This is a genomic window from Bacillus sp. NEAU-Y102 (genome assembly GCF_054788175.1).
The window spans coordinates 238,674-255,394 of sequence record NZ_JBTWFK010000005.1; the positions used below are offsets into that span (position 1 = coordinate 238,674).

The following is a 16,721-nucleotide window of genomic DNA, read 5'->3' on the forward strand; positions in this document are numbered from 1 at the left end:
CCTTATTCGTTTCTTATTTCCAAGAAGAAGTGTGAAGGTCTCATCTGTTGTTTTATTTTTTCAGGATCGGTTGTATCGACCCTAGCAATTCTCACCCAAAAATCCTTTGATTCTCCTTCATGTAACGTTCCTATACGTATTGTTGTATCTTCATATTGATTAGGAGTACCGTTGTTGTCTGTGGCAAGATCACACCATTCCCAGCCAAACTCTTTTTTATAAACAGCAATCTGAATTTCAATATTCTCCGCTACATTTCCCGAAGTATCGTTTAAGACAGTCAATTTTTGTTCAATTATGTCACTTTTCAGTGCACCTAAATGTGTAGCTTTTGTTTCACTTAACTCTTGGCCTTTCCATTTGACTTTTAAATTTGTACCTTTTAAAAACAGATCTCCGCCGTACATTTCAGCGTATTCTTTTTGTTCATCTATTAAAACATACTCACCAGTCTCACTCTTATCGTAAACTCTAATTTTCCCCTTAAAAGGAATGGTAGGTAATTCAATGTCTATACCTGAATATCCATCTGGAACTATTTGAGTAGTTACAATATTTCTTTCATAATCAATTAACTCAACTTTATAAAAACTATTTAAATTACCAACACTAATATTGGTACCTTTACACAAGATGACCCTTTCTACAATAAGGGGGGTATACCCATCTCTTGGTGTACCTTTTAATATAACTCCAGCCATAGCTGGATCGATACAAATTGTTGAGTCAAATAGCTCCCACGCATTTCCTCGCTCTGCAAAAAAGGTCCACAGATTTTGTTTTTTTACTGTTCTCCAAATATTATAGGTATTCTCATAAATGCTATCTTCACTTTCCAAAAACTCAACTTTCTCAAGAGCATTCTTCCAAATAACGAGACCACCTTCATCTCCCAAATATTTTGGTGTATAGTTCGAATGCACTTGTAGTAACAATTCATCTTCATTTTGAGGCAGAGAAAAAAGAGCATTTGTACTTCTATCAGTAGAGTTGTGTTTAAGTACTAATTGTTTATCAGAATCACTGTACGTATAAGAATCAGTAGGGGATACGATCCAACGTGAATCAAGTGTTTCAAAATTATCGTCAAAAATAAGTCCAGTCTGAACCCTATGAATGCTCAATAGTAACTTCCTCCTATCGCGTCTTCTTGATATTCCAACCATTCCATGCAGGGAATGGTTTACCCATAATGAGCCATACTTTATCCTTTTCTTTTTCATCCCATGGCTTATCTGGTTCAGGTAATCCTATACCTGTATCATCTTCATCAATTACATTCATTTCATGCTGTCTTTCAATATTTAAATCCACTTCATTTTCTATAGAAATTATATTTGAATTCGAATGCATTCCCTCATCAATTTCATCAATAAATCCATAATTTCCTTTATTAATATTTAACAATTCATCATCTTCTATAGACATTGTATTTAATATTAATTTTTTCGTTGTAGTTTCACTATCTATTGTGATATTTGAAGCAGAATTAATGTTTATCTGTTCTTCTTCATCCAGTATCATTATAGTTTCATTACTTGAACTTCCCTCTTCTTCTTGGAAAATCCTTATTTTCTTCTTATTTACCTGTTCTGTTTGCATTTCATCTTCTATTGTCATTTTTCTATTTTTACGTAATATTGTTTTATCAAATTGTTCTTGGATAACATCTAAGAATACATTACATTCTGCTAAGGTACTTTCTTCCACCTCTGTATCTACATGAATTCCCGAAATTGCCATTTCATTATTGTTTATAATTGAATCTGTTTCTTGACTATTACTCGCAAAATCATAGTGATTTATAGTAGTTTCGAAATTACTTTCTGAACCTGCAAACTCTATTTCTTCTAATGTTGTTTCTCTATCATTACCACTATTTACGAATTCAATTGTTGCAATATCCACTTCATTTGATGCATGGTGATCTGCTAAATTCGCATCTATAACTACAGTGTCTATAGTTGCACCCATTTCACCTTTAATAGTAGGATCAATAATTGACTCATAAGTATCCCCCAAACTCATAAGAGCCCCATCAGTAACTACAACTCCAATTTCATTTGTTTGATTACCTGAAACTGTATCTTCAATGGTAGCATCCTTTTCTTTCCCTACATTGGTTAGAACTTGATTGTTCATTTCAATATCAAATATGTTAAACAGATGAGCTAAATGTTTTTTTTCTACTGCAACGTGGATTTCACTTCCACTTAATGCGCTTTCTACATCTTGTATCATTGTTTCATATTCTTTATGAATAATTAATGGTTCTACCTCTTCTATTAACGTTTCATAAGTCTCTCCTACTATACCTTCTGATACATAATCCAATAGAATACCATTGTCTTTTTCAGCCATATTTGACATTGTATTTTCCTTATAGACAACACTATCAATTATCCCATCAGATTTTGCTGTACTTAGATTAATGAGGTAATTTTCCTCTTCACGAAGATTTTGAAATGCTCTATCGTCACTTTGCATATACACTTCTAGCGTATCTTCCAGATTCATATCTAGTAATTTATCGACGTGTAATTCTTCTTTGCGTTCAATTTGGTCTGCTATCTCACCATTTTGCACATACGTTTCTAGTGTTTTTTCAAGATTCATGCTTAGCGGTTTATCGACATGCAGTTCTTCTTCACGTTGTAATTGGTCTAATCTATCCATACTTTGCACATGCATTTCTAACGTTTCTTCCAGATTCATGCCTAACAATTTCTCTACTGTTGTTTCTTCTTCGCTTTCGATTTGTTCTGCTATCTCACCACTTTGCACATACGTTTCTAGTGTTTTCTCCAAATTCATACTTAGTGGTTTATCGACATGTAGTTCTTCTTCACATTGTAATTGATCCAATCTATCCATACTTTGCACATGCATTTCTAGCGTTTCTTCCAGATTCATGCCTAACAGTTTTTCTACAGCTGTTTCTTCTTCGTATTCAATTTGTTCTGCTATCTCATCACTTTGCGCATACGTTTCTAACGTTTTTTCAAAATTAGTGCTTAGTAGCTTCTCGACATGTAGTTCTTCTTCGTTCATTCGTTTTGCTTTATTAATATTTTGTGCATACGTCTCTAGCGTTTCTTTTCTAATTTCATTTTGTTCTGCCATATTACCGCTTTGCACATACGTTTCTAATATCTTTTCATGCTTCGAACTAACTAACTTCTCAATATATACCTGTTCTTTATGATCAGTTTGATTCGCTCTACTACTATCTAATAAATACAAGTCTCTTGTATTATCTAGAACAGCATCAATTAGATATATTTCATTGAGCTCTTCTTCTCGTTCTGCAAGCGCTGCTGAATCGTTATTTTGAATATAGGTTTCAACTATATTTTCTAATTCCAATCCAATTAGATTATCAACATGAGCTTTTTCTTCTCTCTGTATATCATCTGCTATCATGTTGGTTGATACATCAGTATTCAATACCTTTTCACTTTTAGCATCTAAAAAATTCACTAAATTTATTTCTTCTTGTTTCAATTGATTTACTACATTACTATCTTGAATATAAGATTCAAATATCTTTTCAAGTTTTGAATTGATTAGTGTGTCTTGCTGAATTTCCATGTTCTTTTCGGGTTTATTTACTACACTTTGTTCTTCTACATAAAGTTCTAAATTCTTCTCTATCTCCCCAAAATCTCCATAGTCATTCGAAATATCAACTACGATTTCTCTTTGATTACTTAAGGTAGTTGTTGAAATAAATGTGTCAAATTCTTTATCTAGATGATACTTAATTTCATTTTCTATAGTTATCTCATAATCAGCTACACTATTTTTAACAGAAATATTTTGTTCAATTTTTGTTTCATTTGTTTTTTTCTTTTCACTCTTTTTTACTACATGTGTAACCACTACATCTTCACATTGTTCCAACACACTTGAAGAAAAACCATCTATTTTAGCGTCCTTTAATAAAGAGTGAGTTTGCATTGTATTTAACTCGTTAAGTTCAACATCTATCATATCCTCATTGCTAAAGGCCTGTTCTGTAGCTATTAATTCCCCTTTAAAAGCAAAACGATTAGCACCATTCTCTAAATTATTCAAATGGCCATTTTGAATCTGGAATGTTTCACCGGAATTTATAACAATCTTTTCACCAACTTGGTAATTTCTATCTCCACTAAGTAGATTTAACTTTTCTGCTTCACGAATAAATTCTGTGCTATCCAATAAAGTAGTAACATTCGCTTGATAATGACTACTAAAATTACTATTTAATACTGAATCTTCAAATCCATACTTAAATGATTTGCTTTGTGTTTTTTCCATATCCAGTGACTCAGAACCAGAATGGTAAACCTGACCTAATTCGAATCCTGATAAATTATTTTGAACATTTTTATACTTATCTGCAATGATAAATTTCTCACTATTCTTCGTATACTGATAAGATTTACTATCTTCCATTCTATGAATTAGCTGTTTTACAGACTTGAAAGAGGTACTACCAATGTACTGACTAAAATCATTCAAAGTATAATTCACATTTGCCCTTGGTACTGTCATTGAATCTACTCTTCCGTCTGAAATATTCTTACCTGCACCTAAACCCTGAATAATTACATCATGTACGTTTCGTGTTTCATCTAATGAAGCTTTCTGATTCATTAATCTATAGACTTCACTCGCTTCACTTAATGTAGCTATATGAGACACACCCTCGTAAATTTTAGGTTCAATATACGCCTCATATACATCAAATGGGACTAATCCATATAAATGATAATTCCCTCTACTATCCTGAGAAACGTTTCCTTCTAATGCAATTAAAGATCCTGTTTCAGTATTTGCAACCTTACTTGATAACAGCTTATTTCCATTACTCATTTCATGCTTTTGTAGAAAACCTAAAATTCCTTTATAGGATTCACCTATATCTCCTAAATTCAGAACGCCTTGAATTGGTGTATCTTTTCCTTTTAATATTCCTTCATCAGGATAACTTGTAAAAATAACTTTAAAGTTCTCAATCTTATTGGGCTCTTTCCCAAATTCACTTAATTTGTTCCCCTTATCCAATTGGCTATAGAGAGCATCCAAAACCACTTTTAAAAAATTGGCTTTTGCTATTTCTACAACTTTCTCGCCATATTGTAAGGTTAGCAATCTTTCTTCCGTATTAATTTGCCCACTTTTAAATAATACATCTGCTAATTCTTTTACTTGATTATGACCAAAACTCGGTAATAACTCGAGTAGTTCTAAACTAATATTTTCTCCAATTAACTCTTTCAAAAAGCCGAAATCATAAGAATTCCTTTCACTATAAACCCTCTTATTACTACTTTTATATTCAAATGGAGTTTCTGTATGAATCATCGACTTTTTACTAGATTTCAAGTCATATTTGTTTAGTTTCTTAACTAGATTTGTATTAATTTGACTAATAACTTCTCCAAAATAAGCGTAAAAATCCTTATTCTCTGTTATTTCTATTAAATCCCCTTGTCGTGCACTTTTATCCCCTCTAGTTAATGCTTCTCCTACCTCCGCTATATAAATAAGACTACCTTTTTCTAAATTTAAATTGGAGCCTTCAAATATAGTTTTGTAATCAGCTAATACAGAGTGCATCGCACCAGCCGCTCGTTTCACTTTTGTACCCATTTTCATATCATCTAAAGCTAACGCACTATACCTATTCCAAGGATCAAAAGCCAATGGGACAACATCTAGATTAGGTACATTTTGATGACGATTGAACCTGAATACATATCCCTTTTTATTATAAAAAAGGGTAGTGAAACTGAGTAAATAATGCTTACTGTTACTCATTTTCCACCACCCACCTTTCGACAAAGTAAGACTTGCACCGTAGTATTCGGTACAAGTCATGACTTAGTTGCGGTTATTATAAATTTTCTTTTAAGAAACCAAGTCCAATAGGAGCATATGGAGTCATGTTCGCTAAACGGAAAGGTGTTCTAGGTGTATCTGCTAAAGTGTAACGATATGTTTGGGCGTAATTATAAGCAACAATCACTTCTACGCGATCTTTTGGAGCATCACCCAAAATTAATCGTTTGGTAGAACCATCTACTGTAAATTTCCCAGCAGCTGGAGGTGTATCTGCTTTATATTCAACATAATTCGCTTTAGTTAACGTATTACATCCAGTTGAACTTACTAAGCGAACTTCAAATTCATCATCGATTGTAGGTCTATGGAATAAATGAAACTCTTTGATTGCTCCATCTCCTGTACCTACTTGCTCGTTTTCAGATCGTTCTTTTACTTCTAGTTCATCTAATTGTGAGATATTTTTTGGATGAATTGCATAAACTTCATCTAGTCTACCCACATAACCATCAGAAGGATGAACAATATACATTGGCGAAATGTGATATTTATTAGAATATACAGACGGATTAAAACGAGACTCATGGCTTGGATCTACGTCAGCATCATGAGTAATAAATGCTAAGTAATGTTTTTGATACATTGCCCCGCCAACAGTTCGCTGTACAAGTACAGAACTATTACCATTAGATGTATTTACACCATAGTCAACTACACTACGTCCTAATTTCATGCCCGCTTTATATTGAATCTCATCATCAGAACGAGCTCCACCAATAATTACATTATTCATTCGAGGAGTCTTACCAATTGTCGATAGACGTCCAATATATAATGGTGCAAAGAACGTACTTTCAGGATCCGGCGCAGGATCTAAACGGAAGTAAGAAACGATACGGTCCTTTGTAATATTTCCCCAATAATAAACTTGAGAATCTCGTCCCCATCCTAAACCGATATCATTTTGCGGAATAAACGATACGGCTGTTGGTAATGAAGGATAAACAAAGCGAACTGCATCATAAGCGGCCCCCATAAGTTCTGTTGGAACTTGCGGATTAAACTTATTTACTTCAATATCTCCATAACTACCGTTTGCATCTTTTACATATTCTAATTCATAGTCAGCGAATAATGCTAACGGCTCAGTTCCTCCTGAAAACGTTACTGTACCGGCCTCATGGTCCACAGTATAATCAGCGGAATCAAGGGGTACTGTTCCAGTTAATTTATCATAGAACTTATATGAATTCTCGCGGATACGTTGGTTCCCTTTCTTCATTTTAAAGCTAAATACTCCACCTTTTTTGTCTTCTAGCTCAGCCAAGTCAGGGCGTTCAGAACGTAAAATAAATCGAGTAGGGATAAATCCTTCAAACGTAAAGAACCATAAGCGTTTTACTAGATCAGGAGCATTATCTGTAAGCGAGTATGTAGAAAGAACCTTACCTACTTGACTATCATTGAATGTTACAGTCCCTTTCTCTCCATCTATTAAATACTTTGTTGTAGCTTGGTCAATCATTGAACCATCTTCACGATATAAAATTACACTAGAAGGAATAACTGGTTTAACCATAAATTCAAATACTGTCTTTGTTTTTTTGGCCCCACTAGGAGTTACATCCTTCATTTCACCTAAAAATGTATCTTTTGAAATTACAGGTTCCTCTCCAAGCTTTCTTACATTTCCACCATAACCTGTGGTGAATCCAAAGTAGCGATGTTGTTTATCGCTACCTTTCGATTCAAATAGAAAAGTTTCAGCAAAAGTTTTTCGGTATGAATCCTTCTTTCCATTTGCATCTGTTAAAGGCGATACCGCACGGTATTTCCCTAAAGTACTCCATCCTCCCGCATTAAACAACTTCTCTAAATCTAAAGGTAGAAGTTGCACGGACAAATCTACATCGAAAAATCCATCTGTATTAATTAATGACATATTGGTCACCCCTTCTATATTTATTAAGAAACCTCTATAGGTGTTGCAGTAATACCTACAGATTCGTTACCGGCTGAATCCACCGTAGTAATTTTGATCTCAGGTTTAAATCCTGTGTTTAATCCCATTAATCTGTAATAAGTTGTTCCAGTAATTCCAGTAGCATAGATCTTACCATCTAAGTAGATATTGACATGCTTTAAATCCTTATCTGTAGGAAGTTCAAATTCTACATCAATAGTCTGTGATATTGGACTTAATACTTTAGTAATCTTCACTTCTCCTGGAGGAGTTTTATCATTCTTAATGTCGTGAGGAACTTCATTTGGATTAAAGTCCTCAGAATAAATCCCCAAACCTACAGGACGGAAAGGTGTAACAGGTAGCTTCGTTAGAGGAGATACCGCACCTATACTATGTGGTTTATACATTTCATAAACTTTTTCCGGACAGTTTTGTTTTGCAACACGTAAGTTCGTTGCACTCATTCCTTGTGAGTTAAAACCAATTGCTTTATCTAAATACCCCCTCACACCCTCTTCAGGATGAACTACATAAATTCGAGAGGAGTGTACTTTATCTGAGTATCGGGAAGTATTAAATTGATATTTATAATTGTTAGTTTTTTCAACAGGATTATATGCTCTCGGATATTTCTTACCAATTTCATCTACTCTATTTGGTGGTAGCTGGTTCGAAGGTGCGTTCCATGAGAGATAGTGAGCCTGATAACGTGCACCAAATCTTGAACGGGAAACCATTACAGAATCTACACCATTTGAAGAATGATGTGGATACAATTTAAGTAAAGGATAAATTGTTTCGCCAACAGTTGCGCCAGGATCATCAAAATCAAATAAAGATACTACATCTTCATTCTTCACTCGTTTGCTAGCGTTGTTAGTCGATAGACGAGCAATTGTCGCACCTGTGTCCCAATAAGGTGCACGCATGAATGTTCCTAGTTGCGCACGTTCAACAGTTAAATAGTTACCTTTTTTCTCAATTAGTTTAACTACCTCTGTACCATTAATCGTTAACAACGCTGGTGCCTCAGGTAATTTCGTTGCATCATTGACATAAAGGATTGTATCTCCAGGCATAATTTTCCGCCAAGAAAATGTAGTTTCTTTTCTAGTTGAATCCACACGTTTTACAGGTGGAATAGTTCCTGAAAATAATGCATAGCCTTCATCTTTATCTCCATCTAAAGAATTTACTTTACCGAAATATAGCGGTATAGTCGGAACCAAATTCTTCTCCCAAACAGGGGCTGTATCAGCTTGAAGAACTAGGAAAAATGTTGTGCTATCAATATGACCTTTGACACGAACTTCTGAATCTGTCCACCAGTTCGTATGCCATAAAGGATCGTTTATATGCTCTAAAAATTCAGCGCGCAATGTAGTCTTAACAATTGGTGACTGCATTACACGAGGATCAGCTTTTTCAATTACCGCTTCTTGCATATCAGTATCCCAACGTGTTTCTAACACTTCAATATCTAGTGCTGAACGTATTACATGGAAAGGAGAAGCTGATAATAATTTTTCTTCATAAATTAAGTCTTCTGGATCGTAGTCTCTATCTTCTACATGGTAGTTTCCTTCAAAATACTCATACCACCACTTAGACCAGTCATCTCTATCCCTATCTCTGTCTTGCTCAAAGGATGTACCACCCATACCTGGCATAGTAACGATAGAAACAATACCATCTTCTTTAACAAGATTAGAGTTTGGTAACTTCTCTAACATATAGAAATACAAGTTTGTTCTTGTTGTATTATCTACATACTTTTGTTTAATCCATTCATCCCAAGTAGGCTTCATTTTAAAGTTAGGATCATTAGGATCGGTATCATCGTGAGGTCTACGAATAGGCTGTTTTTTTTCATACTTGTACTTAAGAGGGAATTGGCTAATTGTCGCAAAACCTAGCAATTTCCCATCTGCATTTCTAAAAATGGTATGTCTTGCAATTGCATAATTGACTTGATCCGTTCGGCGATTGTACGCCCTAGTATCTACCGCAGCTTTATAAAAGTTCCTCACTAACGTCCAACCGTTATCAATTAACATTTGTGCAAATACGTCCTGCAAGTTATCTTCTTCAAACTTAGAGGGATAATCCTGAGGAGTTGAATCAATATATGGCATCTCATCACCCACTTCATCATTTTATTTTAATAATAGGTTAATTAGTTTTATAAATAGCAATTCTTCTATGTCATGTATATTATAGGTAGGTACCTTCCTTTCATAACATGTAAGTTGCATTACTACATTACGTTCACAGATACTTCAATACCTGCAGATTCATTACCTTTCATGTCTACAGAAACTAGTTTAATTTTTACACCATTTCCTTTTGTCACATTTTTAATAGTATATGATTCTACTTCAGTGACACCTGTTGCATACTTCATACCATTTACGAAGATGTTAACCGTTGAGAGCTCCATATCATTCGGATTTGTCCAAGTAAGTAATACAGTTCCTTCTTGTGGATTTGTAGCTTTTAGGTTAGAAACATTAACTAGAGTCTTATTCGCTGCTGGTTTCTTAGAAGTATTTAGTGCTTCTTTGTACAACCCTAATCCCATTGGTCGAAATTGTGTGGATGGTCGCTTCGTTAGTGGTGAAATTGCACTAACTGGGACACACTGATATACATCAAAAACCTTTTCTGGACAACTCTCTTGACGAATTCTTAATTCACTAGATCCCATATTAATTGAATTAAATCCTACAGAGTTCTTTAAATATCCTCTTACTCCTTCTTCTGGATGAATCAGATAAATAAATGAAGTTTGTACTTTATCCGAATAACGTGAAGGATTGAATTGATAATTATTAATTCGTTCCCATGCTCGTGGGTATTGTTTATTACCTACTTCAGATACACGCTTAGGAGGCATATCTTGTGCAGGTGCATTCCAAGACAAGTAATAACTTTGATAACGAGAACCTAATTTAGTACGACTCACCATTACAGAGTCAACACCATTAGATGGATTAGAAGGATATTTTTTCAGGACAGGCATAATTTGACGCCCACCTTTAATCTTAATATCATCAAAGTTATAAGCAGCAACGCCATTTGTATCAGTACCTTTTGGAACAGTTCCTGCGAATAATGCGATAGCAGGATCACCTTCATCTATTGCTTCAATATCGCCAAAGTAAATCGGTACAATAGGTACGACATTATTTTCCCACATTGGTGTATTATCCGTTTGGATAATTAAGAAAAGACTATTACTGTCAATATGTCCTTTAATATTAATTTCCGAATCAACCCACCAATTTGTATGCATATAAGGGTAATCAATATTTTCAAGTAATGGTGAACGTAGAGATGACTCTACAATAGGCGACTGCATCACAACAGGATTCGCTTGTTTTACAAATTCTGAACCAGCACTTGTAGATTTAAAATCAATTTGTGTAACTTCAATATCTAAAGCCATTTGAAGTCGTTTTTCATCTGCACTAGAGCCCGTTCCCCATGGGGTAAATAATTTATCTCCCTCTTTTACATCTGGTAATTTTTCCAACATATAAAAATAAAGAGATGTATTTACTTTTCTTTTTTCAAATTCTTTGGCCATATAGTTAATAAGGGCCTCTTTTTCAGTAGCTGTTGATTTAAAAGCATTGTAATATGGAATCCCTTTATCATGAGCAGTAAACTCCTTCCAATCTGCAACTACAGCAAAACCAAACAAATCACCTCGTGCATTACGTAAAATAATATGATTGGCAACTGTAAATTTTTCATCATGCCTTCCTTCTAAAGGATGATCTGTAACATAATAAGACCCTGTTACAGCTTTTTTAAACTCTACTACTTTGGTCCAGCCGTGTTTAATCAGTAAATCCATAAAACCGTGTTGTAAGTTACCTTCACGAACCTTATAAGGGGAAAGTGCAGGTGTGCTATCAATATACGGCATTTCTACACCTCTCTTTCTATTAATTAAGGACGAGATTTTACCCGCCCTTATTCTGCAACTTAGTTATCGTTATGAGTAGGTAATAAGTTGCAACTAATTACTTAAATTCATTATAAGTAGTCTTTTTATTCTGTTAACAACACTCATGTCTAATTAATAATTTTAGCTTTTAGTTTTACATCCGAAGGTACACTACTTCCACAATAAAGGGTATAACTCCACCTGCTTCCTTTATCTTGACCATCATTCATTACTACTCTTAATTCCCCATCATCAGGTTTATAATAAAAACCAAACGGACTTCCTTCTTTATCCATTTTACGTGAAGTATCATAAATCAATTCATTATTAACAAATACCCGCATCCTATCTGGCGCAGAGAAGAAATCATATTCCACATAGCAGATGCCCTCTTCACTTACAGCATGAATATATTCCCCATATCCCATGCCACCCTGTGCCGTTTGTCCGCATTTTAGTACATTTTCACCTGGTTTCTCACCTTCGCCTTCTGGTTTTCCGCCTTCGCCTTCTGGTTTTCCACCTTCGCCTTCTGGTTTTCCGCCTCCGCCTTCTGGCTTTCCACCTTCGCCTTCTGGTTTTCCGCCTCCGCCTTCTGGCTTTCCACCTTCGCCTTCTGGTTTTCCGCCTTCGCCTTCTGGTTTTCCGCCTCCGCCTTCTGGCTTTCCACCTTCTCCTTCTGGTTTTCCGCCTTCGCCTTCTGGTTTTCCGCCTCCGCCTTCTGGCTTTCCACCTTCGCCTTCTGGTTTTTCAGGTGGAATATTTTTTGAGATAAATTCAATATTCACTATTTTTTCGCAAACTCCAAAACCATAATCAACGATAAATTTAATTGAATATACTCCTGGTGAACTACTAGTAAAAGTGTAATTTCCTGTCTGCATGACTTTAGGAGGGGTTTGAACAAGTACACCTATATTAGAAGCTGAACTATTTTGTCCATGATCTAAATGAAGAACAATTGAATCTCCTACATGTGATTTTAAAGAAGGACCAGTAATGTTTAATTCACAAATAAATTCGCCAATAATAGTCCCCTCAGTTATACATTCTTGTCCATCGTTATACGTTACAATAAATGTAATTTTATATACGCCCTTATTAATAACTTTAAACGTTCCATTCCCAAGACTCTTTAAACCATTCTTATCATAGTTCGTATCAATGCGTAGAATACCAGATTTATTTGTGTGTACAAGCGAGAATGTAACAACCTCTCCTACTACCTTATTAAATCGTGATGTAATTAAATTTAAACCACAGCTACTAATTGGGATATCATTAATAATCTGTATTTTTGAAGGCCTTGAAATTGGTTCTAATACAGGAGTCTCTATTCTTTTAAAACAACCCGCATCTTTTAACATACCTATACCTGCCATTCTAAAATGGGTAGAAGGCCTTTTAGTAAAAGCTGAGTCCCCCTCTACAATCGTCACGTAATATTCATCATTATATTCTGATTTTTTGTTATCCTTGCCCGCATCATCAGAATCATGACCATCTTTTTCTGGATGAATACTAGGAACCAAATTATCCCATTGAAAAGGAACCCTTAAATGCATTTCTTTTCCTAACCCTGTAATTACTTTTATCCAGACTTCATAAATGCCTTCTTTAGACATATTCATAAAGTCGTACATAGGTGTACCATCACCTAGGTCTTTTTGCGTAAAAGCAATTCCTTTAACTCTCCTTAATTCATGGTTTACTTCATCATCCTCTAAAGCTATTACTGCCCCAGCCTCTCCAATTTTATAGGGTTCCTCTATTAAAAGCTGATCTTTTTCTCTTAAAAATCTGATATATGCTGTTACTTCAACGATATCAGTATCTTTTAGGAAATAAACATCAAAATAAGATACACCATGCTTGTTAATATCTATAGTAAGTGGCTCATGAGAATGATATGTAATTACGTCATCTACGTCTTTAAAAATGTACCTCGATGGTAAATGCCTCCATCTAATTGAATGTATAATTGGTAGTGAATCAGTTCCTTTAAACCCTTTATTTTGCGGTACTGATAAATTAGGAACGGGAGTTAATGCCATATCAAAATCACCTCTACGCTTTTATAATTTCCACGGTAAAGCCTTGTAATTCTAAGTCTCTTTTAAAATATTCCATAAGATATAATTTATTAGATTTATTGATTGTTGGAGGATTTTTTCCGCTCTTTGTAATTAATTTATGTGGAATCCCCTTAATCTCTCCTCTAAACCTTATTCCTATTTGAACATTCAAAATATTATCCAAAGATTTTACAAGAGATTCATTATTACCGCTTACTCTGACTTTATGTTGAATATCACCTTCATTATCAATAAAGGCAAAATCTTCTCCTCTTTTTATCTTAAGAATCATTATATTTTACCTCCTACAGTTTTGGATCAATACCCATTTCTTTTAATTTATTAACTATAAAATCGTGTTTATCTTTAAAATTTCTAGCTAAAAATTGTCTATTAATGATATACATCATAAAGGCCTCAGCAAAATCTTCGGTCGGGCTAAAACATCCATAATCTGATACCGGAGCAAGTTTTCCATTATCTAACGCTGTACCCGGCGAGCTTTTCGTTAGTTCATTAAATGAACCATCAATATTCTCGATCCACCCACTAATATTTAACCATTCTTGCATTTCATGTAGTTTTTCACCTAATATGTCATATCCATAATTAGATAATGCATGACCCATCTCATGTACAGCTACTTCTGCGGCAACATAAGGTATATAATTATCATCAGTCATATCCGGTAGATAATATGCTTTATATTCTCCATCAACAACATGACTGCCAAAACCCAGGTTAGGTTTTATATAGTCATATGGGCGATGTGCCTTGGCAGCTGAAATATTATAAAGCAGCACCTGAGGTTCAAAGTTAACTAAAGAACGAAAAGAAGATAAAATATTTTCCTTTTTCCCATTACTATGCATGGCTGTAGCAAAACTATCCATTACCCAAGCTCCAACAAGACCCGTATCATCTTCGTTTTCAATAAATACATTATTAAAGTCAATCCAATCATATATAACACTTGGTACTTTCTTAATGAAAGGAAGCATTTTATCTAAAATATCGCCCTTTAAAAACCCCTCTGAACCTGGGAAGAATAAGACAGGTTTATTGAGTTTAGCCGACATAAATACTGAGGCTTTTTGCAATTCATTTAAACAAGGTAAATTTGTCTTTCCCCACTCGTTAAAATCTAGCCATCTATCTTGTAAACTATAACCTTCATCTTTAATATCTTTTAAAGTTTTCCATAAAAATTTATGAAAATCTTCATTTTTTATTTTAGAGTGATCCAAATGATACTGACTTTGAGGCTCCTGTAAATAATCTAACCAATCATTTCGCCCTTCCCAGAACGATTTGCTTAATTCCTTTCCAATACCATCTGTGCTGTTAGCCAAATAATCTTGCGTAATAACAGAGGGGTTCCAATAAGTATCATCTACTGCTGGTGCCTTTACTGACCCATCGCAATAATAAGAAAATTTATTACCTTTATCAGAATTGGAATTAGAATTATTGGTTGAATCTCCTAAATTCACATGAAGATTATTCAGTTTGCTTGTACTCTTAGCAATTCCCCACTCTAATTTAGTAGATTCTTTAGGTACCTCAGGTTGATATTGAGATTCATTACATTCTTCACACCAATAAGGGAACACTAATTTCTCACCTTCAGAAACATTAATAACGGGCAGAAGTACGATATTAGGAATATACCCTAATACACCATCTTCAGGATGCATGACTGTTGCGCGAGATGTATGAATCTTATTACTATACCTAGACGCATGAAAATCGTATTGATAGTAACCATATCTTAAATAATTCCATGCCCTTGGGTACTTACGAGCATATTCTTCCTCTTTCTCGGTTCCTTGTGCATTTTTGACCAGTCTTAATTCTTCACGAGTAGGTGGCATTAGGTTAGGTGGCACGTTCCAACGTAAAAAATGTTCTTGATAACGTGCTCCATATTTTGTTTTTTTGATCATAACGGAATCTACTCCGTTTGATGGATGGTTTACATAATTTCTTGTGATAGGTTGTAAAATTTCAGTTTTAGTCTCTATACTATCGAAATCAAAAAATTCTCCTACTTGCCTACCTCCAAGCATAGCGATTGGTGTTTCATTTTTCGAAGATGTATTTTTAGATACTAGATTTCCAAAGAAAAAGGGAATTAAAGTCACCATATTATTTTCCCAGCTAGGAGCTGAATCTACTTTTAATGTAAAAAATGCACTTGTCTCATCAAATACACCTTTTAGCTGAATTAAAGAGTCCCCCCACCAATTCGTATTAGTTCGATAATTCAACTTCCCTATGGAGGCAACTAGATCACCTGTATCTCCTTTTAATTGCATGGTAATAATCGGTGATTGTTTCATACTTTCATAGTATTCACCCTCACCGTAGTACTCTATATCCATGCTATCCCTAAATATATCCAAACCATGATTTTCACTCATGATAGTAACTGGAGCAAGTTCACCACTAGGTGATACATAATGCGTATATCCAGCATATGTGTCTAGTGTGTATGAATAAACAGTTGTATAGTCTACAGATTTTCTATAAAAATTAGAAATCCATTCTAAGAAACCTTCTTTTTCTCTAGGAATATCTTTAGTGTTAATTTTTACAGCCCCTGTTGACTGTGCGAATGCTAAATACTCATTATCCCACCTACGCATAATCATATGCCGAGTGATGCATAACATACCTTCTCGAGATTCAAAAGGAGGTAGATATCCCTCTTCCTCTTTTACAAATAACCCTTTTTCAAAAGTAATTTTATATAGATCCACTTTTGGAACTTGATTGTTAAAATTCTGCCACCAGTAATTACCTGATTTATCTTTAAATCTTCTAAATACTTTATCAAACATATCATCTAAAAAATTATCGTGTCTTAATGTTTCCTCTACCCAAGGCATTT

General features: G+C 34.5%; 8 protein-coding genes. All 8 read right to left on the reverse strand.

All coding sequences use genetic code 11. From position 1 onward, the window contains the following. Positions 1 to 2 precede the first annotated feature (2 nt). Positions 3 to 1,124, reverse strand: a complete 1,122-nt coding sequence (locus ACYFX0_RS15175) for a hypothetical protein (RefSeq protein WP_000022192.1) — start codon at positions 1,122 to 1,124, stop codon at positions 3 to 5. Between the two features lie 13 nt (positions 1,125 to 1,137). Next, positions 1,138 to 5,808: a ring-infected erythrocyte surface antigen domain-containing protein gene (locus ACYFX0_RS15180; protein WP_016098070.1), complete on the reverse strand. Its 4,671-nt coding sequence runs from the start codon at positions 5,806 to 5,808 to the stop codon at positions 1,138 to 1,140. A 76-nt stretch (positions 5,809 to 5,884) separates the two neighbouring features. After that, on the reverse strand, positions 5,885 to 7,774 hold the full coding sequence (locus tag ACYFX0_RS15185; protein WP_000052790.1) for a hypothetical protein: 1,890 nt from the start codon (positions 7,772 to 7,774) through the stop codon (positions 5,885 to 5,887). A gap of 23 nt (positions 7,775 to 7,797) precedes the next feature. Continuing rightward, positions 7,798 to 9,933 carry a hypothetical protein gene (locus ACYFX0_RS15190; protein ID WP_001146342.1) on the reverse strand — a complete coding sequence of 712 codons (2,136 nt, stop codon included), beginning with the start codon at positions 9,931 to 9,933 and terminating at the stop codon, positions 7,798 to 7,800. A 122-nt stretch (positions 9,934 to 10,055) separates the two neighbouring features. Next, positions 10,056 to 11,732 carry a hypothetical protein gene (locus ACYFX0_RS15195; protein ID WP_001146340.1) on the reverse strand — a complete coding sequence of 559 codons (1,677 nt, stop codon included), beginning with the start codon at positions 11,730 to 11,732 and terminating at the stop codon, positions 10,056 to 10,058. A 149-nt stretch (positions 11,733 to 11,881) separates the two neighbouring features. Then, positions 11,882 to 13,807, reverse strand: coding sequence for a hypothetical protein (locus ACYFX0_RS15200; RefSeq protein ID WP_106103103.1), 1,926 nt, complete (start codon positions 13,805 to 13,807; stop codon positions 11,882 to 11,884). A 13-nt stretch (positions 13,808 to 13,820) separates the two neighbouring features. Beyond that, the gene (locus tag ACYFX0_RS15205) at positions 13,821 to 14,120 is read right to left on the reverse strand and encodes a hypothetical protein (protein WP_460270863.1); all 300 of its coding nucleotides are present in this window, start codon (positions 14,118 to 14,120) and stop codon (positions 13,821 to 13,823) included. A 13-nt stretch (positions 14,121 to 14,133) separates the two neighbouring features. Beyond that, positions 14,134 to 16,719 (reverse strand): hypothetical protein, encoded by a 2,586-nt coding sequence (locus ACYFX0_RS15210; protein WP_106081361.1) that lies wholly within the window; start codon positions 16,717 to 16,719, stop codon positions 14,134 to 14,136. Between the last annotated feature and the right edge of the window lie 2 nt (positions 16,720 to 16,721).

Coding starts and splice junctions, on each gene's coding strand:
- ACYFX0_RS15195 (WP_001146340.1), bottom strand. CDS start 11,732: ATGCCGTATATTGATAGCACACCTGCACTTTCCCCTTATAAGGTTCGT.
- ACYFX0_RS15200 (WP_106103103.1), bottom strand. CDS start 13,807: ATGGCATTAACTCCCGTTCCTAATTTATCAGTACCGCAAAATAAAGGG.
- ACYFX0_RS15205 (WP_460270863.1), bottom strand. CDS start 14,120: ATGATTCTTAAGATAAAAAGAGGAGAAGATTTTGCCTTTATTGATAAT.
- ACYFX0_RS15210 (WP_106081361.1), bottom strand. CDS start 16,719: ATGCCTTGGGTAGAGGAAACATTAAGACACGATAATTTTTTAGATGAT.
- ACYFX0_RS15180 (WP_016098070.1), bottom strand. CDS start 5,808: ATGAGTAACAGTAAGCATTATTTACTCAGTTTCACTACCCTTTTTTAT.
- ACYFX0_RS15190 (WP_001146342.1), bottom strand. CDS start 9,933: ATGCCATATATTGATTCAACTCCTCAGGATTATCCCTCTAAGTTTGAA.
- ACYFX0_RS15185 (WP_000052790.1), bottom strand. CDS start 7,774: ATGTCATTAATTAATACAGATGGATTTTTCGATGTAGATTTGTCCGTG.